This window comes from Erythrobacter sp. K21-9 (assembly GCF_055808355.1).
In genome coordinates, this window is record NZ_CM147866.1 from 2,846,894 (window position 1) to 2,866,267 (window position 19,374).

16 protein-coding genes and 3 pseudogenes are annotated in these 19,374 nt (G+C 63.0%); 12 read left to right on the forward strand and 7 right to left on the reverse strand.

Annotation, left to right across the window (positions count from 1 at the left end):
• Positions 1-79 precede the first annotated feature (79 nt).
• Positions 80-2,278: a catalase/peroxidase HPI gene (katG, locus tag AC0L39_RS14630; RefSeq protein WP_473258969.1), complete on the forward strand. Its 2,199-nt coding sequence runs from the start codon at positions 80-82 to the stop codon at positions 2,276-2,278.
• 100 nt (positions 2,279-2,378) lie between these two features.
• Here the strand turns inward: katG and AC0L39_RS14635 are convergent, their stop codons facing one another.
• From AC0L39_RS14635 to AC0L39_RS14645, 3 genes are read right to left on the reverse strand one after another with little or no spacing between them, the layout of a single operon-like run.
• Entirely contained in the window at positions 2,379-2,951 is a 573-nt protein-coding gene (locus AC0L39_RS14635) for a Smr/MutS family protein (RefSeq protein ID WP_473258971.1), read from the reverse strand.
• Complete coding sequence (gene mltA / locus AC0L39_RS14640; RefSeq protein ID WP_473258972.1) at positions 2,948-4,135, reverse strand: murein transglycosylase A; 1,188 nt, start codon at positions 4,133-4,135, stop codon at positions 2,948-2,950. Before mltA ends, AC0L39_RS14635 begins: the two co-directional genes overlap by 4 nt.
• 45 nt (positions 4,136-4,180) lie before the next feature.
• Positions 4,181-4,840: a Tim44/TimA family putative adaptor protein gene (locus AC0L39_RS14645; RefSeq protein WP_473262408.1), complete on the reverse strand. Its 660-nt coding sequence runs from the start codon at positions 4,838-4,840 to the stop codon at positions 4,181-4,183.
• 328 nt (positions 4,841-5,168) lie between these two features.
• Between AC0L39_RS14645 and secB the strand changes: the two genes are divergently transcribed.
• The 6 genes from secB (at position 5,169) to AC0L39_RS14675 (ending at position 9,718) form a co-directional block, all read left to right on the forward strand.
• Positions 5,169-5,702: a protein-export chaperone SecB gene (secB, locus tag AC0L39_RS14650; protein ID WP_473258973.1), complete on the forward strand. Its 534-nt coding sequence runs from the start codon at positions 5,169-5,171 to the stop codon at positions 5,700-5,702.
• Between the two features lie 25 nt (positions 5,703-5,727).
• Entirely contained in the window at positions 5,728-7,080 is a 1,353-nt protein-coding gene (gene murJ, locus AC0L39_RS14655) for a murein biosynthesis integral membrane protein MurJ (RefSeq protein WP_473258975.1), read from the forward strand.
• A 34-nt stretch (positions 7,081-7,114) separates the two neighbouring features.
• On the forward strand, positions 7,115-7,300 hold the full coding sequence (locus AC0L39_RS14660) for a hypothetical protein (RefSeq protein ID WP_473258977.1): 186 nt from the start codon (positions 7,115-7,117) through the stop codon (positions 7,298-7,300).
• Positions 7,301-7,316: 16 nt separating this feature from the next.
• A complete protein-coding gene (gene trpS, locus AC0L39_RS14665; RefSeq protein ID WP_473258979.1) occupies positions 7,317-8,336 on the forward strand; it encodes a tryptophan--tRNA ligase in 1,020 nt (339 codons plus the stop codon).
• A gap of 165 nt (positions 8,337-8,501) precedes the next feature.
• The gene (locus tag AC0L39_RS14670) at positions 8,502-9,167 is read left to right on the forward strand and encodes a DUF4136 domain-containing protein (protein WP_473258981.1); all 666 of its coding nucleotides are present in this window, start codon (positions 8,502-8,504) and stop codon (positions 9,165-9,167) included.
• Between the two features lie 116 nt (positions 9,168-9,283).
• Positions 9,284-9,718 (forward strand): hypothetical protein, encoded by a 435-nt coding sequence (locus tag AC0L39_RS14675; RefSeq protein ID WP_473258982.1) that lies wholly within the window; start codon positions 9,284-9,286, stop codon positions 9,716-9,718.
• Here the strand turns inward: AC0L39_RS14675 and dut are convergent, their stop codons facing one another.
• Together dut and AC0L39_RS14685 are read right to left on the reverse strand one after the other, a co-directional pair.
• The gene (dut, locus tag AC0L39_RS14680) at positions 9,719-10,213 is read right to left on the reverse strand and encodes a dUTP diphosphatase (protein WP_473258984.1); all 495 of its coding nucleotides are present in this window, start codon (positions 10,211-10,213) and stop codon (positions 9,719-9,721) included. It abuts the gene before it with no gap.
• Complete coding sequence (locus AC0L39_RS14685; protein ID WP_473258986.1) at positions 10,210-11,928, reverse strand: bifunctional phosphopantothenoylcysteine decarboxylase/phosphopantothenate synthase; 1,719 nt, start codon at positions 11,926-11,928, stop codon at positions 10,210-10,212. Before AC0L39_RS14685 ends, dut begins: the two co-directional genes overlap by 4 nt.
• 235 nt (positions 11,929-12,163) lie before the next feature.
• On the opposite strand from AC0L39_RS14685, the gene AC0L39_RS14690 reads away from it, so the two are divergent.
• Entirely contained in the window at positions 12,164-12,556 is a 393-nt protein-coding gene (locus AC0L39_RS14690) for a hypothetical protein (RefSeq protein WP_473258987.1), read from the forward strand.
• 30 nt (positions 12,557-12,586) lie between these two features.
• On the opposite strand, the pseudogene ubiB reads toward AC0L39_RS14690, so the two are convergent.
• Positions 12,587-14,148: pseudogene (ubiB, locus tag AC0L39_RS14695) on the reverse strand (2-polyprenylphenol 6-hydroxylase).
• Positions 14,149-14,188: 40 nt separating this feature from the next.
• Positions 14,189-14,956, reverse strand: coding sequence for a class I SAM-dependent methyltransferase (locus tag AC0L39_RS14700; RefSeq protein WP_473258989.1), 768 nt, complete (start codon positions 14,954-14,956; stop codon positions 14,189-14,191).
• Positions 14,957-15,131: 175 nt separating this feature from the next.
• Between AC0L39_RS14700 and mutM the strand changes: the two genes are divergently transcribed.
• From mutM to AC0L39_RS14720, 4 genes and pseudogenes are all read left to right on the forward strand, one after another.
• Positions 15,132-15,947, forward strand: coding sequence for a bifunctional DNA-formamidopyrimidine glycosylase/DNA-(apurinic or apyrimidinic site) lyase (mutM, locus tag AC0L39_RS14705; protein ID WP_473258990.1), 816 nt, complete (start codon positions 15,132-15,134; stop codon positions 15,945-15,947).
• A 190-nt stretch (positions 15,948-16,137) separates the two neighbouring features.
• Positions 16,138-16,398: a 30S ribosomal protein S20 gene (rpsT, locus tag AC0L39_RS14710; RefSeq protein WP_473258991.1), complete on the forward strand. Its 261-nt coding sequence runs from the start codon at positions 16,138-16,140 to the stop codon at positions 16,396-16,398.
• A gap of 503 nt (positions 16,399-16,901) precedes the next feature.
• Positions 16,902-18,307, forward strand: a pseudogene (gene dnaA / locus AC0L39_RS14715) (chromosomal replication initiator protein DnaA).
• Positions 18,308-18,403: 96 nt separating this feature from the next.
• A pseudogene (locus AC0L39_RS14720) lies at positions 18,404-19,185 on the forward strand (HesA/MoeB/ThiF family protein).
• The last annotated feature ends 189 nt before the right edge of the window (positions 19,186-19,374 follow it).

The following is a 19,374-nucleotide window of genomic DNA, read 5'->3' on the forward strand; positions in this document are numbered from 1 at the left end:
TGATTAGCCCGCTTCCATCATCCTCCTGACATCAAGCTCGGGTAATCCCGAGTCCTGAGAGAGATCAGAGGAGAGAGACATGGACGCGAAGACAGGCGATATGAGTGGTTGTCCCTTCAGTGGGAACGGCGAAATGCGCACCCTGCTGGGCCGTACCAACAAGGATTGGTGGCCCGAGGCAACGCAGCTCGACATCCTGACCGAACAAGGCAAGAGCGCCAATCCCTACGGCGAGGATTTCGACTATGCCGAGGCTTTCAACACGGTCGATTACAAGGCGCTGAAGGATGACCTCACCGCGCTGATGACCGACAGCCAGGATTGGTGGCCCGCCGATTACGGACATTACGGCCCATTCTTCATCCGCATGGCGTGGCACGCCGCCGGTACTTACCGCACCGGTGACGGGCGCGGCGGTGCGGGCACGGGCCAGCAGCGTTTCGCTCCGCTCAATTCCTGGCCAGACAATGGCAACCTCGACAAGGCGCGCAGACTGCTGTGGCCGATCAAGCAGAAATATGGCCGCAACATCAGCTGGGCCGACCTGTTCATCCTCACCGGCAATGTAGCAATTGAAAGCATGGGCGGACCGGTCTTCGGCTTCGGCGGCGGCCGTGCGGACGTGTACGAGCCCGAGAGCGTTTACTGGGGCACCGAAGAGCAATGGGTGAACGAAGGCGTCGCCACGCGCATCCAACCGGATGCCGGCAAGGCGCTCGAAAACCCGCTCGCCGCGATCCAGATGGGCCTGATCTACGTCAATCCGGAAGGACCCGGCGGTGAGCCAGATCCCCTGCAAAGCGGGCGCGATATCCGCGAAACATTCTCGCGAATGGCGATGAACGACGAGGAAACTGTCGCGCTTACCGCTGGCGGCCACGCCTTCGGCAAGGCGCACGGTGCAGAGCCTGCCGACACGTTCGGCGGCGCGCCCGAAAGCGAAGCGCTCGAACTGCAGGGCTTTGGATGGCTCAACGACGAAGACGAAATTGGCAAAGGCCATATTACCACCTCGGGAATCGAGGGCGCATGGACGCCGAACCCCACGCAGTGGGGCGGCGACTACTTCCGCTTGCTGTTCAAATACGAATATGAACTGGTCGAAAGCCCGGCAGGCGCGAAACAGTGGACGCCGATCGATCCGGACGAGTCCGACATGGCGCCCGATGCGCGCGATCCTTCGAAGAAGGTTCCGACCATGATGACGACCGCCGACATGGCGATGAAGATGGACCCGGAGTATCGCAAGATCTCCGAACGCTTCCGCGACGATCAATCAGCACTCGACGATGCGTTCGCGCGCGCGTGGTTCAAGCTGTGCCACCGTGACATGGGACCGAAGGTCCGGTATCTTGGCCCGGAAGTGCCTGAGGAAGACCTGATCTGGCAGGACCCGATCCCGGCTGGCACGCAGCCTTCGGCGGGCGCGGTTTCCGACTTCAAATCCAAGGTGCTGGATAGCGGCCTCAGCGTCAGCGAGCTTGCGAAAGCGGCATGGGCCTCGGCGTCTACCTATCGCAATTCGGATCATCGCGGCGGCGCCAATGGTGCGCATATCCGCTTTGATGCGATGAAGAACTGGGAAGCCAACGATCCCGATGAGCTGGGCAAGGTTCTGTCGAATCTGGACGAGCTTCGCGGCGACATTTCGATGGCCGATGCCATCGTGCTGGGCGGCGCGGCAGCGGTCGAAAAGGCGGCAAAGGATGCAGGCTACGACGTCAGCGTCGATGTCACGACCGGACGCGGCGACGCGACCGAGGAGCAGTTCGACTCCGAAAGCTTCGAGCCGATGGAGCCGTTTGCCGATGGCTTCCGCAACTACCTCAAGACCAAAGCGAACGTCCGCACCGAGGACATGCTGATCGACAAGGCGCACTTGCTGGGCCTATCGATCCCCGAACTGACCGTGCTGGTCGGCGGGATGCGGGCGCTCGGCGCGAATTCGGGCAATACCAGCCACGGCGTCTTCACGGACCGCGTAGGCCAGTTGACCCCGGACTTCTTCACCAATCTGCTCGACATGGGCAACAGGTGGACAATCGTCGATGGCAGCGGTGACGAGGAATATGTCGGCAGCGACCGGCAGACCGGCGAAGAAAAGTTCCGCGCCACCCGTACGGACCTCGTCTTCGGGTCAAACTCGCAGCTTCGCGCGCAGGCCGAAGTCTATGCCGAGGCGGGCAGCGAAGAGAAGTTCGTGAACGACTTCGTGGCCGCCTGGACCAAGGTGATGGACGCCGACAGGTTCGACCTCAGCTACGCCAGGTATCACTGAGCGATTTGGCGATAACCCTGATCCCGGGTGGGTCAGGGTCGCAAGAGACCTCCGGCAGACATGCCGGGGGTCTTTTTGCATGAGAGCCGGATGATTGGGATCACCGCCGCCGTTTCAGCACGAGGTAAAGCGCGCCCTCGCCGCCGTGGCGGATATGCGCGCGGCGCACGGCGGCAATGCTTTCGGCGTGGTGACTGGCCGCGATCCAGTCGAGCAGTTTCGCACGGATCGCGCCGCGCTTGCTGCTCCGGTCCGCGGGGTCGACCGGGCGCTCTCGCCCCGCAATCACCAGCACGAGCCGCGCATCCATCGCGCGCGCCTGATCAAGGCCGCTGACGATCCGCCCATAGGCGCTGTCGAGCGTATGGCCATGCAGGTCGAGCGTGTAGTCGGGGGCGATCTGCCCGGCCTTGAGCTTGCGGTTCCAGCCCGAATCGAGCTCGGAGGCGAACATCCGGCGCGGCGCGGCTGGCGCATTGCGCGTCGCGATCGGCGCTCTCTGCGGACGGGTGGGCTGGATGGGAGCAGGAGCCGGTTTTACAGGAGTTCGCGGTGTCACTGGCTTATCCTTGGGCAGGCCCGGTGCCTTGCGCCCGGCAAGCGGCGTGACACTGCGGGCGAGCCGTGCCCAGGCCTCCTGCTCATCGCCGCTCAGGCCGCGCGAGAAACTCACCGGCTTTCGCGAAGGCGGACTGCACTGGCCTTCGGCAGCAGCAGCAGCGCCTTGCCGCGCCCGCTCATCCCTCCTGCGATGGTCCGCGCCTCTGGCCCCGCGCCCCAGAACGTGTCGAAGCGATTGGCACCCTTGATCGCGCCGCCCGTGTCCTGCGCGATCCAGAGCCCGTCAGCCTCGCCCCGGTCAAGGTCGAGCCAGACCGGCGATCCCAGCGGCACGAAGCGCGGATCGGCGGCGACCGAGCTCTCGCGCCGGACAGGGACACCGAGTGTGCCCAGCGGGCCGTCTCCGGTCAGTTCGCGGAAGAAGATCCAGCTCTTGTTGAGCCGCATCAGGTTGCGCCCTTCTTCAGGATTCTCGCGGATATAGGCCATGATCCCCTGCATGGATCCGGCATACTGGCCCGGCCCATCGCCCAGCAGGCCGCGCTCACGCATGACGCCGCCGATCCCGGTATAGCCGCGCCCGTTCTGCCCGGCATAGCCGATGCGTATCACGTCACCCGATGGCGTGCGCAGGCGGCCTGAACCCTGTATCTGGAGGAAGAACAGCTCGACCGGGTCTTCGGCCCAGGCGATCACCGGGACTTTACCCTCCAGCGCGCCCTCTTCGATTTCGGCGCGCTCGTAATACAAGACGAAATCGCCGTTTTCGTCATAGCGGCCCAGCGGCGGACGCCCGGTTCGCTCGGCCTCGGGCATGTCTGCCGGCCATGCGCGCACGAGGTCGCTGGGCATGGCATAGACCGGCGTGTTGAAACGCGCGCTGCGAGTGCGGCTGCCTGAGATTTCCGGTTCGAAATATCCGGTGGCGAAAGCATCGCCCTCGCCCACTTCGACCGCTTCGAAATAGGTTTCGAAGAACGAGCGTGCGCGCGCGGATGGCCAGGTGCCCGCAGCCGCGCACGCAGGTTGCCAATCGGCATTGCGGGTCAGCCCGCTCGCATCGTCGCGGCGAAGCACTTGCGGGCAGGATTCGATGAAGCTCGAAAGCGCGGCGCGCGCGTCATCGGCTCCGAATCCGAGCGAGGCGATGGAAGGTCCGGCGGCTATACCGGCCAGCAATGCGCTTGTGGGGGCTGGCGGGACCGGCATATTGGAAGCGGGCGGAGCAGCGCCGGGCACGATCCGACCGCACCCGGCAAGCAAAAGCAGTAATGCCAATGCTGGCCAGCTACGCATTCGAATGTCCTGTGTCTTGCAGGGCCGGGAAGGCCTGCTGCCCAATCAGCCTTCGTCGGTTTCGTCGAGCACCCAGTTGGGATCGCGTGCGCCGACATTGCGCGAGAAGGTCCACACATCGCGGCTCTCGATCGCATCGTCGAGCGATCCGGCAACCACATTGCCATCCTTGTCGCGCGTGACCGCAGCGATATCGGCAACGAACAGCATTGCGATGCGGGCCATGCGGCCGTCCATCGATGCAGAGTGAATGCGGGTTTCCTCAACCCGGATCAGCTTGTTGTCGACCGTGTGCCCAGCCTCTTCGCGCGCGTCAATCGCTGCGCTGAAACCGGCATAGACATCGTCATCGCACAATTCGCGCAGGGTTTCCTTGTCCCCGGACCAGAATGCCTCGAGCACCATTTCGTAAGCGCCTTTCGCGCCTTCGATAAAGCTTGGCAGGTCGAAAGACCGGTCGGCATCGGCAATTTCGCGAACGCCGCGTTCTACGGCGGGCATGACACCCTCAAGCTCGGCCACGCGCTGCGGAGCGGCGGGCGCTGCGCCCTGCGGCTGCTGCGCTTGCGGCTGAGCATTCTCGCCCGCATCGAAACGCTGCGGGATCGATTCCTCTTCATGCTCGGCCCGGCGGCCAAGCACCGAATACAGCCGAAGCCCCAGAAATGCGGCGATCATGGCGAGAATGATGATTTCTAAAATCACGATATTGGTCCGATTACCTTTGCAGCCGGTCACGCCGGCCTTCATACAGTCGGGATACACGACAGGGCGTTAACGATACCTGTTCGCCTATCCGGGCTTTCCCGGGGATTCTCCCGAAAAAAACGTTACGTGCCTTAAATAGGCATCAATTACAATTCGCCAACGCCCATTAGGTTGCACTCTCGTGCGAATTTCGCGAGTTTCGTCCGGTTGCTTGCACCTCCCGCGCCTGCTAGGCGCGCGCCGCAACAATTGACAAAGTCTCCTGCTCTTGCCCGAAGGCGAGCTTAGCACATTTCAGTACCTCATATCCGAAAGATCCAAAGACATGGCCGACGAAGGCGACATCCTCACCAACCTCGACAACCAGAATGCGGGCGCAAATGGCGCTGACAACCAGCCGACCGCCGCAATCATCACGCAATATGTGAAGGATCTCTCGGTCGAGAACCCGAACGCTCCGGCGGTGTTCCAGTGGAAAGAACAGCCCGCCATCGATGTCCAGTTCAATATCGGCGCAGAAGCGCAGAGCGACGAGGTCCACGAAGTCACTCTGAAGATAAACATTTCCGCGAAATCGGCAGAGGGCACCGCCTACCTGATCGAGCTGGATTATTGCGGCCTTGTCGGCATTCGCAACGTGCCCGAGGATCAGGCGCACGCATTCCTGTTCGCCGAAGCACCGCGCATCCTGTTTCCGTTCGCGCGCCGCGTGATCGCCGATGCGGTCCGCGATGCCGGATTTGCGCCGCTGATGGTCGACCCGATCGACTTCAATGGCCTCTATGTCCAACAGCTTCAGCAGCGCCGCCAGGGCGAAGGCGCAGAGGGTGCCGCTCCGCCCGCTGAAGGCAACGCGTAATCGCGTGAAATCGCGGGCCTGACGCATGAGCCTGCTTAAGAACGTCGGAACCATAGGCGGGCTGACGGCGGTCAGCCGCGTCTTCGGTTTCGTGCGCGACATCCTGATTGCGCGCGTGCTCGGCGCGACGGCGATGGGCGATGCCTGGCAGCTTGCCTTCATGCTGCCCAACATCTTTCGCCGCCTGTTTGCCGAAGGGGCCTTTGCCAGCGCCTTCGTCCCGCTGTTCAACCGGCGGATGAAGGAGGATGGCGACATGGGAGAGGCGGAGAAATTCGCCACGTCCGTGCTCGCGGTTCTCCTGCCGATCCTGATCGTGTTCGGCGCAATCGCCCTCATCGCGATGCCGTGGGTGATCGACTTCTTCGCGCCCGAGGGACTTTCCGACGAAGCCGGTAATCTCGAAATCGCGGTTTTCATGGGGCGGGTCACGTTCCCGTATCTGCTGTTCATGAGCATCGCGACGCTGGTTGCCGCAGTGCTCAATTCGCTGTCGCGCTTTGCCGCCGCCGCTGCTGCGCCGGTGCTGCTCAATATCTGCCTGATCGCTGCGCTGGCGTACGGCCTGACGCTCGGCGGGGACCTGGAGGCGCGCCGCATGACCGCGCAGGCGATGGCATGGGCGCTGTCGCTGTCGGGCCTGCTGCAAGTGGTGTGGCTCGGGTTTTTCATGCGCCGCGCGGGCTTTCGCCTGTCGCTGGCCTTCCCCCGGATCACCCCGGGTGTGAAGGAGCTTGGCATCCTCGTCGTCCCGGCGATCTTCGGTGCAGGCGTGTATCAGATCAGCCGGTTCGTCGACCTATTCTTTCTCTCGACCCTGCCGGTCGGCAGCTACACCTATTTGCAGATGGCCGACCGCTGGAACCAGCTTCCGCTGGGCATTATCGGGATCGCGCTGGGCACGGCGATCCTGCCCGCACTCTCGCGCTATCTCGGGCGGGAGGAGAACGAGGAGGCCGCGCGCCTGCAGTCCAACGCTATCGAACTCGCGATGCTGCTGACCGTGCCGTGCGCGGTCGCGCTGTTCTTTACCGGGACCGCTTTCGTGCGGGTCTTCATGGCGGGGCAAGCCTTCACGCAGGAGGATGCCAGCGTCACCGGCCTCGTCGTGCAGGGGCTCGTGCTAGGCCTGCCCGCCTACGTGCTGGTCAAAGTGCTCACGCCCAATTTCTTCGCGCGCAAGGATACCCGCACCCCGGTCATCACGGCGGCAATCTCGTTGGTGGTGACTATCGGACTCAACATCATGCTGGTGCCGATCTACGGCGTGACAGGGCTTGCCATCGCCGGAGCCGTCGGGGCGTGGTGCAATATCCTTCTGCTCGGGGGCATCCTCCATATCCGGCAATTCTACCGCATGGAGCCGCGCCTCGTCTAGCCGCATCGTTCGCATCGCGGCCGCCGCAGCGGTAATGGGCGCAGCGCTGTATTTCCTGATGGAGCAGATCGGTCCGTGGTTCACGGGGTCGGTGGCAGAGAAAGCCGCCGGGATCGCTGCGATCCTCGGCACGGGCGCGGTCACCTACGGGTTCGGCGCGGTGGTGCTCGGCGTGCTCGACAAGGCGACGCTTCAGCGCCTAATGCGCCGACAAGGTTAGATAGAAAGAATTCTGAATGAGAGTCGTCTCCGGCATCCAGCCCACGGGCAAGCCGCATCTTGGCAATTACCTCGGCGCGATCGTCAATTACGTGAAGCTGCAGGAAGAGGCGCGTGCCTCGGGCGGGGAGTGCTTTATCTTCCTCGCCGATCTCCATGCGATCTCGCAGCCGCATGACCCTGCCGAGCTGACCACCAACACCCGCGAAATGGTCGCGACGCTGGTAGCCTGCGGGGTCGATCCGTCGAAGACAGTGCTGTTCAACCAGGCGCAGGTTCCCGCTCATGCGGAGCTGCAATGGCTGCTCAACGGCACGGCGAGGATGGGCTGGCTGGGCCGCATGACGCAGTGGAAAGACAAAGCGGGCAAGAACCGCGAAGGCCAGTCGATTGCGCTGTTCACCTATCCTGTCCTGCAAGCCGCCGACGTGCTGCTGTATCAGGCAACGCATGTGCCGGTGGGCGAAGACCAGAAACAGCATCTGGAACTCGCCCGCGACATCGCGCAGAAATTCAACACCGATTTCTGCGCCGAAGACGCGCCGCTGTTCACCCTGCCCGAACCCTACATCCCGCCCGCCGCCGCTCGGATCATGTCGCTGCGCGACGGCACGGCAAAGATGAGCAAATCCGACCCGTCCGAAATGAGCCGCATCAGCCTTACCGACGATGCCGATACGATCATGAGAAAGGTCAAGAAGGCCAAGACTGATCCCGAGCCGCTGCCCTCGGAGAAAAAGGGCCTCGAAGGCCGCGCCGAAGCGCTCAACCTCGTCGGGATTTACGGCGCGTTGACTGGCAAGAGCGTGGACGAAGTGCTCGCCGATCATGGCGGTCAGGGTTTCGGCGCGTTCAAGCCTGCGCTGGGCGAAGTGCTGGTCGAAACGCTTAGCCCCATCAATGCGCGGTTCGCGGAATTGAAGGACGATGAGGAAACTCTCGACGCGATCCTTGCCCGCGGAGCAGCACAGGCGCGCGAGCACGGCCTCCCGACGCTCGACAAGGCATACAGGGCGCTTGGGCTGGTGCGCGGCTAATCGCCCTTCACGCGCGTTCAAACGCGGTTCAGACCAGTTCTTTACAGTGCACAGGCTCAGTGACAGATTGACGATTGAGGTCAGGGCCTGCGATGCGGGTCCAGCAAGGGGAAAGCGCGGCTTCACTGGTGGATGCACTTACGTGTTTAATGGATAGGGTACGTTATGACTAAACCGCTTAAGACCACCGCCACTCGGTTGGCACTCCCGCTGCTGCTTGCAGCCGGGCTTTCCGCCTGCGCGCCTTCGTTTAAGGCCGATGTGTCGCGCTTTGCTTCAACTCTCCCCGCACCGCAGGGCCAGACCTTTGCGGTCGTTGCCGAAGACCCCAAGCTTGCCGGCGGGCTCGAATTCGCGCTCTACGCCGACATGGTTGCGGACGAGATGCAGCGCCTTGGCTATAGCGAGGCGTCGTCGCCCGCCGATGCGAGCCTGCTCGTGCGGTTCGATTATGGCGTCGATAATGGGCGTGAGCGCATTCGCACCAACAATGTCGGCGCCGGATTCTACGATCCGTTCTTCGGTCCATGGGGCCGCGGCTTCGGCTTCCGCCGCGGCTATGCATTCGGCTTTCACGACCCGTTCCTCGCCGGGCCGCAGGTGCGCAGCTACACCGTCTATGTCAGCGATATCGACCTGAAGATCGATTCGACCGCCACGGGCGAGCGACTGTTCGAAGGTCAGGCGCAGGCCGCATCGCGGTCCAACCGTCTGCAGACGCTTGTGCCGAACCTTGTCGACGCCTTGTTCACTGATTTTCCCGGGAATTCCGGCGAAACACTGCGGATCACGATCAAGGATGACGGAAAAACCGTGCGCGCGGTCGATTAATCGGTTACGTTGCATTCGTCACAACCCTTGGACGGGAACGAAAGGGCGGCGCAAGGGATCAGCGCCGCCCTTTTTGATTCCAAAATCGTTAAGGTGGTCAGGGCTATGAAAGCCTGATGCGCGCGCTTCCGCTCCTTTCCGCACTGATCATTTCGTTGTTCACCGCGACTGCGGCGCACGCCTGCGCCGTGAATCTGCCGGTCTCCATGCGAATCGAACGGGGCCTCGCTCAGGGCCACATCAGCGGCATCGCCATAGTCTCCGTCGAAAGCGCGCGGCACATCGCCGATAAGCAAGGCGACGCGTATCCGTGGAAGGCGAGCGCCGCGATCATCCGGACCGTCCGGGGCTCTGACCTGCCTGCAACCGCCGAATTCGAGCGCGGCTGGGGATCCTCGGCATGCGAATGGAACAGGCCGCCGCTGCCGGAAAAGGGTGACCGCTGGGCGGTCTATTTCTGGAAGGACCGCGCGGGCAATTACAAGCCCTGGCTTGCCATGCCGGTAAGCGAGGCGCGCGAATTCGATCCTGCTTTCCCGAACGGCTATTGACTAAAGCGCCGCGTGGCCCCCAGTCGACCCGAAACCGCCCGCGCCGCGCGTCGTCGCGTCCAGCTCCTCAACCTCGCTCCACGCCGCCTGCACCACCGGTGCGAGCACCAGCTGCGCCACGCGGTTGCCGCGCGCGATTACGAACGGCTCGCTGCCGTGATTGATCAGGATGACCTTTAATTCGCCGCGATAATCGCTGTCGATCGTGCCGGGCGTGTTGGGGACCGTGATCCCGTGCTTGAGCGCGAGGCCTGAACGCGGGCGCACCTGTATTTCGAAGCCGTGCGGGATCGCCAGTGCAAGACCTGTCGCAACCGGGTGGCGCGCACCGGGATCGAGCGTCACGTCCTCTGCCGAAACCACATCCATCCCCGCCGCACCGCTGGTCGCATAGACCGGCAGCGCGAGGCCTTCGCCGTGGGGCAGGCGTTTGATCTTTACCGGCACTGATACCTGTGTTTGGTCGCCTTCGCCGCCAGCCTGACGCGCGCTCATTCGGCAGCCTCGGCCTTGAAGGACGCCGCGATCCGCTCGACCAGCGCCATCGCAACCGCACTCTTGGGCATTTCATCGAGGCTTTCGACGCCCTCGCCGCTGACGATATGCACGCGGTTGTCGTCGCCGCCCATCACGTCTCCAGAAACATCGTTGGCGATAATCCAGTCGGCGGCCTTGCGCTTGCGCTTCGCCTTGGCATTGGCAAGCACATCGTCGGTTTCGGCAGCGAAGCCGATCACGAGTTCGGGCCGCTCCTTGCCCGCGGCGATATTGGTCAGGATATCGGGATTTTCGGTGAGCATCAGCGCAGGTGGTGCCGATCCGCGCTTCTTGATCTTCTCGCCGGCGTATTCCTTGGGCCGCCAATCGGCGACAGCGGCAACCATCACCGCTGCATCGGCGGGCAGTGCCTGTTTCACCGCCTTGTTCATGTCTTCGGCGCTTTCGACATCGATCCGATCGACACCGGCGGGCGTCTTGAGCGAGACTGGCCCGGCAACCAGCGTCACCCTCGCCCCCAGCGCCGCAGCAGCGGCGGCAATGGCAAAGCCCTGTTTCCCGCTCGAACGATTGGCGAGGTAGCGCACCGGGTCGAGCGCTTCCCAGGTCGGTCCGGCTGTGACCAGCACGTGCCGTCCGTCGAGCGGGCGGTAACCGGCATCCACATTGAAGCCTTCTCCGCCCAGCGCATCGTCTTCGACCGCCTCGATCTCGCCCGCCGCCGAAGCAGCTGCGCCATCGATCACTTCCGGCGCTGTCTTGCGGTCATCCACTTCGTGGTTGATGGCGCCCGGGTCGATGGCCGGAGCGGAGCCAGCAGCGCCCTTCTTGGCCAGCAGCGGACCGCCAAGGTCGGGATTGAATTCGGGTGCTTCTTCTTCGGTCAGATCGGCCAGCTCTTCATCTGGCAGATCTTCAGCGCCCAGTTCTTCCTCGATCTGCTCGTCGAGTTCGGCATATTCCGCCTCGAGATCCTCATGCGTGCGCTTGGCTGTCGAGCGCGGGATGATCCGCGACAGCAATCCGCCTAGTCCGCCGAGCGCACTGCCTTCATCTTCTTCTTCGGGTTCGAGCGCTTCGACTTCGATGTCGGACGCTGCCGGTTTGGCTTTTGCGTCCTGCTGATCGTTCGCTGGCACCGGTGCGGGCTCGGCCTCCTCGACCTCGATGCCGAGTTCAGCGGCAATCTCGCGCCAGATCGCGTGCGGTTCGGGCAAGCGGCCATAGCCGAATTCGCCGCAGGCCATCGGCCCCTCGTCGGGATTGAGAACATTGACGCCCGCCTGCTGGAGCAGGTCGAGATTGCGCTGCGTTGCCTCGTGCTCCCACATGCGCACATTCATCGCAGGCACGGCCATCACCGGCTTGTCCGTGGCGAGGATGAGCGTGGTCGCCAGATCGTCTGCAATACCGACCGCCATCTTCGCCATTAGGTCGGCGGTGGCCGGACAGACCACGACCAGATCGGCCTCGCGGCTGAGCTGGATATGGCCCATCTCCGCCTCGTTCTTGAGGTCGAAGAGATTGGTGTAGACCTGGTTTTCGCTCAGCGCCGCGAGCGACATGGGGGTGACGAATTGCTGTCCGCCCTTGGTCACGACGCAAGTCACATCAGCCCCGCCCTTTCGAATCAGGCGCACAAGCTCGCACGATTTGTAGGCCGCGATCCCGCCGCCCACGACCAGCAGCACCTTGGGTGACGCCTTGCTCAACGTGTGTGTCCCATGCCTTCAGCGGTGCAAAGGCTCTGCCAGCCAGTCATGCTATAAAAAACTCCCGTGCGATGCGCGCGCGTTCCGATGAGAGCGCTGCTGCGCAGCCTAGCCGCACAGCGCCGCGCAGCCAAGACCCCGCAGGCTCCCGGTATGCCTTGCGATACAATGGTTAATTTTTCTTGAGCGTGGAGGCCCTGCAGGCGATAGGTGGTGCAGGAAACAGGGGGGAATTGTGGTCATACTGATATTACGCGCGGTCTTGATGCTGCTGGGCCTGCTGTTCGTCTGGATGGGCGCGGGTTTCCTGTTCCAGCCGATGGTCGCAGGCAGCGATTTCGGGGTCGAAGCAATCGGCAATCGCGGCCTCTCTACAATCCGCGCCGATTTTGCGGCGTTCTTCTGGGTATCGGGCGGCGCGTTGATCCTAGGTGCATGGCGGCGCAGCGGGACTCTACTGCTGGTTACCGCTGCGCTGATGGGGATCACTCTGGCTGCGCGCGGGCTGAGCCTCGCGCTCGACGGCCCTTATGACGGCTGGTACGTGCCCATGACCGTCGAGGCGGTGGCGGTCATCGCCGCCGTCATCGGCAGCCGCCTGCTGCCAGAGCGCACCGCCCTCAACTGACGCGGACCAAGCGGACAGAGCGGCTTTCGGCTATCCCAGCCAGCCCATGCTCGCCGCGCCCCACATGGCGCCCGCACCAGCGAGCAAGGCAACAAGGTATCCCAGCCGAGAGCCGCCTGTGCGCTCCTTGCGGTCGGTCAGCAGTTTGATCTCGGGCAAAGGCGGCGGTTCGGGCGCGCCCCCTTAGGCGGGAATTGCTCCTCTAGTCGGCGGATCAGGCCCGGTATGCGCAACAGCGTTTCGGTGTCTTCCTTGATCCGGTCGGCGACGGCAGCCTCCGGTCCCAGCTCGTCGCGAATCCAGCTGCGCACATAGGGCGCGGCGGTATCCCACATATTGATGTCGGGATTGAGCTGGGTGGCGATGCCTTCGACCATCACCATCGTCTTTTGCAGCAGTAACAAATGCGGCTGGGTCTGCATGTCGAAATCGCGGGTGATTGCGAACAGCCCGTCGAGCATCTGCCCGACGCTGAGTTCCTTCACCGGCTTGCCGCGCATCGGCTCACCCACTGCGCGCAGGGCGGTCGCGAACTCGCCAACCGAATGGTAGCTCGGCACATATTGCGCCTCGAAATGGATCTCGGCGACGCGTTTGTAATTGCCGGTCGTGAGACCGTAGAGGATTTCCGCAAGCCATTGGCGGGCGCGCCGGTCGATCCGGCCCATGATCCCGAAATCGATCGCGACGATAGTGCCGTCATCCTCGATAAACAGGTTCCCCTGGTGCATGTCGGCGTGGAAGAACCCTGCGCTGATGGCCTGCGTCAGGAAACTGATCACCAGCCGCTCGGCGATCGCGTTGAGGTCGTGGCCGCGCGCGACCAGTTCCTCGCGGTTGGAAATCTTGACCCCGTCCACCCATTCGACGGTGAGGACCCGGCCATTGGTACGGTCCCAATCGATGGCAGGGATGCGGTATCCGCCGACCCCGGCCATCTGCTCGGCCAGCTCCGAAGCGGAAGCCGCCTCGCGCCGCAGGTCCAGCTCGGAATTGGTCCAGCGCTTGAAGTTCGCAATGGTGAGGCGCGGGCGCAAACGCGTTGCCTCGCCCCCCATTTCCTCGACATGCGCAGCAGCCCATTCATAGGTCTGGATATCGCGCGCGAATTTCTCGCGAATGCCGGGACGCAGCACCTTGATCGCAACTTCGTGGCCTTCGGTGGTGACACCCTTGTGCACCTGCGCGATGGAGGCTGCCCCGACCGGCACCGGGTCGATCTCGGCAAACACGGTTTCCAGCGGCTGGTCGAAGCTTGCCTCGATCGAAGCCTCGATCTCGCGGAAGGGAACTGGCGGCAGGCTGTCCTGCAAGCTCAACAGGTTCTCCGCAGCCTCTTCGCCCACCAGATCGGGACGGGTCGCAAGCGACTGGCCCAGTTTGATCGCGGTCGGACCGATCGCGCGAAATGCCTCGCCGTAATCGCGCGTTCCGTTCTTGCTCGTGAACGTCGCCCAGCGCGCCAGCTTCACAAGGCGGCGCAGTTGCGCGGGAGCGTTGGGGTCTTGCTCGATCCCCACCAGCGCGCGGCGGCGCGCAAGCGTGACGCCCCAGCGGGCCAGACGAGAGAAGTGAATGACGGGAGATGTCATGATGCTAATGCGTGTGGGCGAACTTTCCGTTCCCGCTCGCTCAAATCTTCCAGCCGGAATGAATGGCGACTGCACCGCCCAGGATCGGCTCGACGCGCGTATTGGCGAAGCCGGCGGCGCGGATCATGCTTTCAAATTCAGGCATGGAGGGGAACTTGCGGATCGATTCGACCAGATAGCGATACGATTCGGCGTCGCCGGCGATTGCCTGCCCCATGCGCGGAAGCAGCTTGTCCGAATAGACGTCGTAGACTTCCTTGAAGCCAGACCACTCGGTGGTCGAAAATTCCATGCAGTAGAACCGCCCGCCCGGCCTCAGGACACGGTGCGCTTCGGCGAGGGCCTTGTCCTTGTAGGTCACATTGCGGATGCCGAACACGATCGTGTAGGCATCGAAACTGTTCGATGCGAAGCTCACGTCCTCGGCGTTTTGACAGGTGAAGACCAGGCTTCCGGTCTCGTCGCTTTCAGTGCGCTCCATCGCTCGTTCCGCGCCGACATCGAGCATGTCCTGATTGATGTCCGCGACGGTAATGTCCGCGCCCCGGTCCGCCATGCGAAACGCGATGTCGCCGGTGCCGCCCGCCATATCGAGGATCTGCTCGCCAGGCTGCGGCTTGACCCGTTTGACGAAGCGGTCCTTCCAGCCGCGATGCATTCCGATCGACATGGCATCGTTCATGATGTCGTATTTGCGCGCCACGCTGCTGAAGACCTCGCCAACGCGGCGGGTCTTTTCCTGCGGTGTTACGTTCTCGTAGCCGAAGCTGACGGTTTCATCGGGCGTGTTCGGGGATGCGTCGGTCATGGGTGCGGGCCTTAGATGGAATTGCCCGTTCGGCAAAGGGTGTTAGAGCGCGTCACGATAAGATGCCACATCACCGGCCCTCTCCCCCGACCTTCCACCCGGAAGGCTGACCATACGATCTCCGGGCGGAAGGGCGGGTCAGAGGGCTGGCTCGGCAATCAAATACGGAACAGCAATGCCTGAACTACCCGAAGTCGAAACCACAGTGCGCGGGCTTGCGCGATTCCTCGATGGCGAGCGGATCACGCGCGTCCAGCTCAATCGGCCCGATCTGCGCCGCCCTTTCCCGCCCGATCTGGTGCAGGTGATGACCGGGGCGGTCGTGACAAGCCTCTCCCGCCGGGCAAAATACGGCCTGCTCCATCTCGACCGCGGGTCGGCGATGATATTTCACCTTGGCATGAGCGGGCGCTGGCGGATCGACCCGGAGGAAGCGGACACGCACGATCACCTGGTGCTGGAAACCGAGGGTCACCGGTTCGCCTTGTGCGATCCGCGCCGGTTCGGCTCGGTCGACCTGGTCGGAGAGGATGCGCTCGATGCGTGGCCGCAATTCGCCGCTCTTGGCCCTGAGCCCCTCGGCCCCGGCCTCACGCCGGAGCATCTCAAGGCCGCGCTCAAGGGCAAGACGCAGAGCATCAAGCTGTGCCTGCTCGACCAGCGGATCGTCGCCGGGCTCGGCAATATATATGTGTGCGAGGCGCTGTGGCGCGCTGGCATCCACCCGCGTAAGGCCGGCGGCAAGGTGACCAAGCCGCAGCTCGCCCGGCTCGTTCCCGCGATCAAGGATGTGCTGGAAACCTCGATAGAGGACGGCGGCTCGAGCTTGCGCGATTACGCGCAGCCCGATGGGGAGCTCGGGTACTTTGCGACCCGCTTCGATGTCTATGGCCGCACCGGCGAACCCTGCAGCCGCGACGATGGCGGCCTGATCCGCCGGATCGCGCAGGGCGGGCGCAGCACATGGTATTGTACAAAGTGCCAGAAATAGGGGCGGCCGGTTGGATGACCCAAGCCGTCCTTGCTCTTCCCAACAATCCTTGACCTTTGCGCCCCCTCCCCTTATGTCGCGCGCTTTCCGGCAGTTGGGGCGAATCCCCTGCGCCGATTTTCGAGCATTACCGATTCAGACATTCGGTCGCCCCCTGGCGGCCATCACAGAACGCGAGACAGACAAGAATATGGCCAATTCGCCGCAAGCCCGTAAGCGTATCCGCCGCAATGCAAGCCGGACCGAGGTCAACACCGCCCGCATGAGCCGCATCCGCGGTTTCGTGAAAAAGGTCGAAGCCGCCTGTGAAGCCGGCGACAAGAAAGCCGCCGCCGAAGCGCTCAGGGCCGCACAGCCGGAAATGGCTCGCGGTGTCGCTCGCGGGGTGATGCACAAGAACACGGTCGCGCGGAAGATGTCGCGCCTCTCGAAGCGCGTCGCTGCGCTCTGATCTGTTTTTCGCGAGCGGCGATCTCGCCGTTTGCGTTAGGCAAATTTACGTTAAGGAAAGTCTTGGGGCTGCGCTGATGAGGCGCGGCCCTTTTGGTTTGTGACGATTGTGACATCAGCCGCGTTCTGCAACTGGCGGTTTTCCTGCGATTCTGCGTCCCTGAAAACGCACTTATCCTTTAGATTCAATGGCTTCAACGCAGGTCTGCGGGTTAGCACTGAGTCAACCGGAATATTTCAGTTTTTTTAAAATTCAGCGCTTGCACTCGAAGCCAATGCGCTCTTTATTTGTGGCTCACCCGGGTCGGGACAGCTCGGGTCTTAACAATTTGGCCGATGGGGGGACGCTTGAAAACTGCGGTTTTCAGGCATGGGTAAACTGCACCTATCGCGAGGATGAAATGCGCTCCGGATGCGGCTCCGGGACGGGAAATTATTGGGGAAAAACTGGTGCATAGTACCGATAAGGCGCGGGCCACGCGTCGGAAAGCAGATGATGATTTGATGGAAGATGCAGAAGCCGTGAATCTCGCTGCCGACTGGGCCGATATAAGTCAGGGACTCCGCAAGGACCTGGGTCATCAATTGCACAGCCAATGGATCAAGCCGATCCAGGTGGGCGGCATCGACAAGGAAACCGGCACTCTCGACCTTTTCCTTCCGACCGAATTTTCGGCGAACTGGGTGAAGGATCGTTTTCACGACCGCCTCCAGCTTGCATGGAAAATCGCACGCAGCGAAGTGCGCATCGTCAACATCCAGGTTCACCCTGGCCGCCGCCAGCTGCCAGAGCTGCGGCTCGACGATGGCCGCCGCGCCGCCAATGACGGTGCCAGCGCGATTGCGGTTGCCGCCGGGACGATCGGCGAGGCGGGTTTCACCAGCTCGGTCGGTCTCGATCCATCCTTGACCTTTGCCGCATTCATTACAGGTGAGGCCAATGTGCTCGCCTGCAATGCAGCGCAGCGCATGGCCGCGACTGAACAGCCGCAATTTTCGCCGCTCTATCTCAAGGGGGCGACCGGTCAGGGCAAGACACACTTGCTCCACGCCATCGGCCACGCTTTCCTGCAGGCCCATCCGCGCGCCCGGATTTTCTACTGCTCGGCAGAGCGCTTCATGGTCGAATTCGTCCAGGCGCTCAAAGCCAACCAGATGATCGAGTTCAAGGCGCGCCTGCGTAGTTTCGACCTGCTGCTGGTGGATGACATCCAGTTCATCATCGGCAAGGCGAGCGCGCAGGAAGAGCTGCTTTACACGATCGATGCCCTGCTCGCTGAAGGCAAACGGCTCGTATTTGCAGCCGACCGCGCGCCGCAGGCTCTCGACGGGGTCGAACCGCGCCTGCTTTCGCGACTCTCGATGGGTCTCGTCGCCGATATCCAGGCGGCTCGATATCGAGCTGCGCAAGAAGATCCTTACCTCGAAACTGTCGCGCTTTGCCCCGCTCAACGTGCCCGACGATGTGCTCGATTTTCTCGCGCGCACAATCACGCGCAACATTCGCGAGCTGGTCGGCGGTCTGAACAAGCTCATCGCTTACGCGCAGCTCACAGGACAGGAAGTTTCGCTGAACCTCGCGCAGGAGCAGCTAACCGACATCCTGTCGGCCAATCGCCGCCGCATCACCATTGATGAGATCCAGCGCACGGTCTGCCAGTTCTACCGGATCGATCGCAGCGAGATGTCATCGAAGCGCCGCGCGCGGGCCGTTGTTCGCCCACGGCAGGTCGCGATGTACCTCTCGAAAGTGCTGACGCCGCGCTCTTATCCCGAGATCGGCTCGCAAATTCGGCGGACGCGACCATTCGACGGTTATCCACGCCGTGCGCCTGATCGAAGACCTGCGCCAGCGCGATGCCGACATGGACGGCGATGTGCGGAGCCTTTTGCGGCAACTCGAAAGTTAATTCGCACATACTTTTCCCATTCAATGCACATGCCTGTCGACAGGGCTACCCACAGCCCTGTCGACAGGCTGTGCACATGATGCCAACAGCTTATCCATGAGCTTGTCCGCGCCTTTGTCCCCAGCCCGACTCGATCGGTTTGCGCGTCATATCGTCCTGCCGGAGATCGGCGGCGCCGGTCAGGTTGCGCTCGCGGGCAAGCATGTTGCGCTGATCGGACTCGGCGGGATCGGATCGCCCGCGCTGCAATACCTCGCCGCGAGCGGGATCGGGCGCTTCACTCTGGTCGATGACGATGCTGTCGATGTGAGCAATCTCCAGCGGCAGACCATCTTCACCAGCCGCGATGTCGGTCACGGTAAGGCGACCAGCGCGCGCCGCTGGCTCGCCAATTTCGACGATGCGCTCGACGTTTCGATTTCGGATCTCGCGCATCACGGCAGGCAATGCGGGCGAGTTGATCGCCGGGGCGGACCTCGTGCTCGACGGCACCGACAATTTCGCAACTCGGCTTGCCGTCTCCGATGCCTGTGTGGCCGAGCGCACACCGCTGCTGTCCGCCGCCGTGGGCCGGTTCCAGGGGCAGGTTGGTGCATTCGCCGGGCATCTCGCCGACCGTACCGTGCTACCGCTGTTTCGTGGGCGATGCCTTCGATGCGGAGGACTGCGACACCTGCGCCGAAGACGGGATGCTGGGCGCGATGGCCGGGTGGGCGGGAAGCTTTGCCGCATTGCAGGCCGTTCGCGTCTTGCTGGCCGGGGTGAGCGCATTTGGCGAACCGCAATTCGGCAAGCTTCACATTCTCGACGGAATGAAGCCGGGGCTAAGGACGCTCAACCTGTCAAAGGACCCGGCCTGCAAGGGCTGCGGGGCCTGATTTCCACTCACGCTTTGCGGACGCCGCGCGATCGCCTAGAATCGCGGCTCAGGAGGCAAAGCCATCATGGACGCAAATTTCCTTCGGCAAAGACGCTCACGGTGAGCCCGATCGCTAGCCAGACCCGCGACCTGCGGGGCGAACACACGCACCGAAGCATCCGCTCACGGCTCGCAAACCCGCGCGGAG

Excerpts from the sequence above, each read along its gene's own strand:
- murJ (WP_473258975.1), top strand. The coding sequence starts at position 5,728 with ATGAGCCTGCTTAAGAACGTCGGAACCATAGGCGGGCTGACGGCGGTC.
- AC0L39_RS14675 (WP_473258982.1), top strand. The coding sequence starts at position 9,284 with ATGCGCGCGCTTCCGCTCCTTTCCGCACTGATCATTTCGTTGTTCACC.
- AC0L39_RS14660 (WP_473258977.1), top strand. The coding sequence starts at position 7,115 with ATGGGCGCAGCGCTGTATTTCCTGATGGAGCAGATCGGTCCGTGGTTC.
- mutM (WP_473258990.1), top strand. The coding sequence starts at position 15,132 with ATGCCTGAACTACCCGAAGTCGAAACCACAGTGCGCGGGCTTGCGCGA.
- trpS (WP_473258979.1), top strand. The coding sequence starts at position 7,317 with ATGAGAGTCGTCTCCGGCATCCAGCCCACGGGCAAGCCGCATCTTGGC.
- rpsT (WP_473258991.1), top strand. The coding sequence starts at position 16,138 with ATGGCCAATTCGCCGCAAGCCCGTAAGCGTATCCGCCGCAATGCAAGC.
- secB (WP_473258973.1), top strand. The coding sequence starts at position 5,169 with ATGGCCGACGAAGGCGACATCCTCACCAACCTCGACAACCAGAATGCG.
- AC0L39_RS14670 (WP_473258981.1), top strand. The coding sequence starts at position 8,502 with ATGACTAAACCGCTTAAGACCACCGCCACTCGGTTGGCACTCCCGCTG.
- mltA (WP_473258972.1), bottom strand. The coding sequence starts at position 4,135 with ATGCGTAGCTGGCCAGCATTGGCATTACTGCTTTTGCTTGCCGGGTGC.
- AC0L39_RS14700 (WP_473258989.1), bottom strand. The coding sequence starts at position 14,956 with ATGACCGACGCATCCCCGAACACGCCCGATGAAACCGTCAGCTTCGGC.
- dut (WP_473258984.1), bottom strand. The coding sequence starts at position 10,213 with ATGAGCGCGCGTCAGGCTGGCGGCGAAGGCGACCAAACACAGGTATCA.
- katG (WP_473258969.1), top strand. The coding sequence starts at position 80 with ATGGACGCGAAGACAGGCGATATGAGTGGTTGTCCCTTCAGTGGGAAC.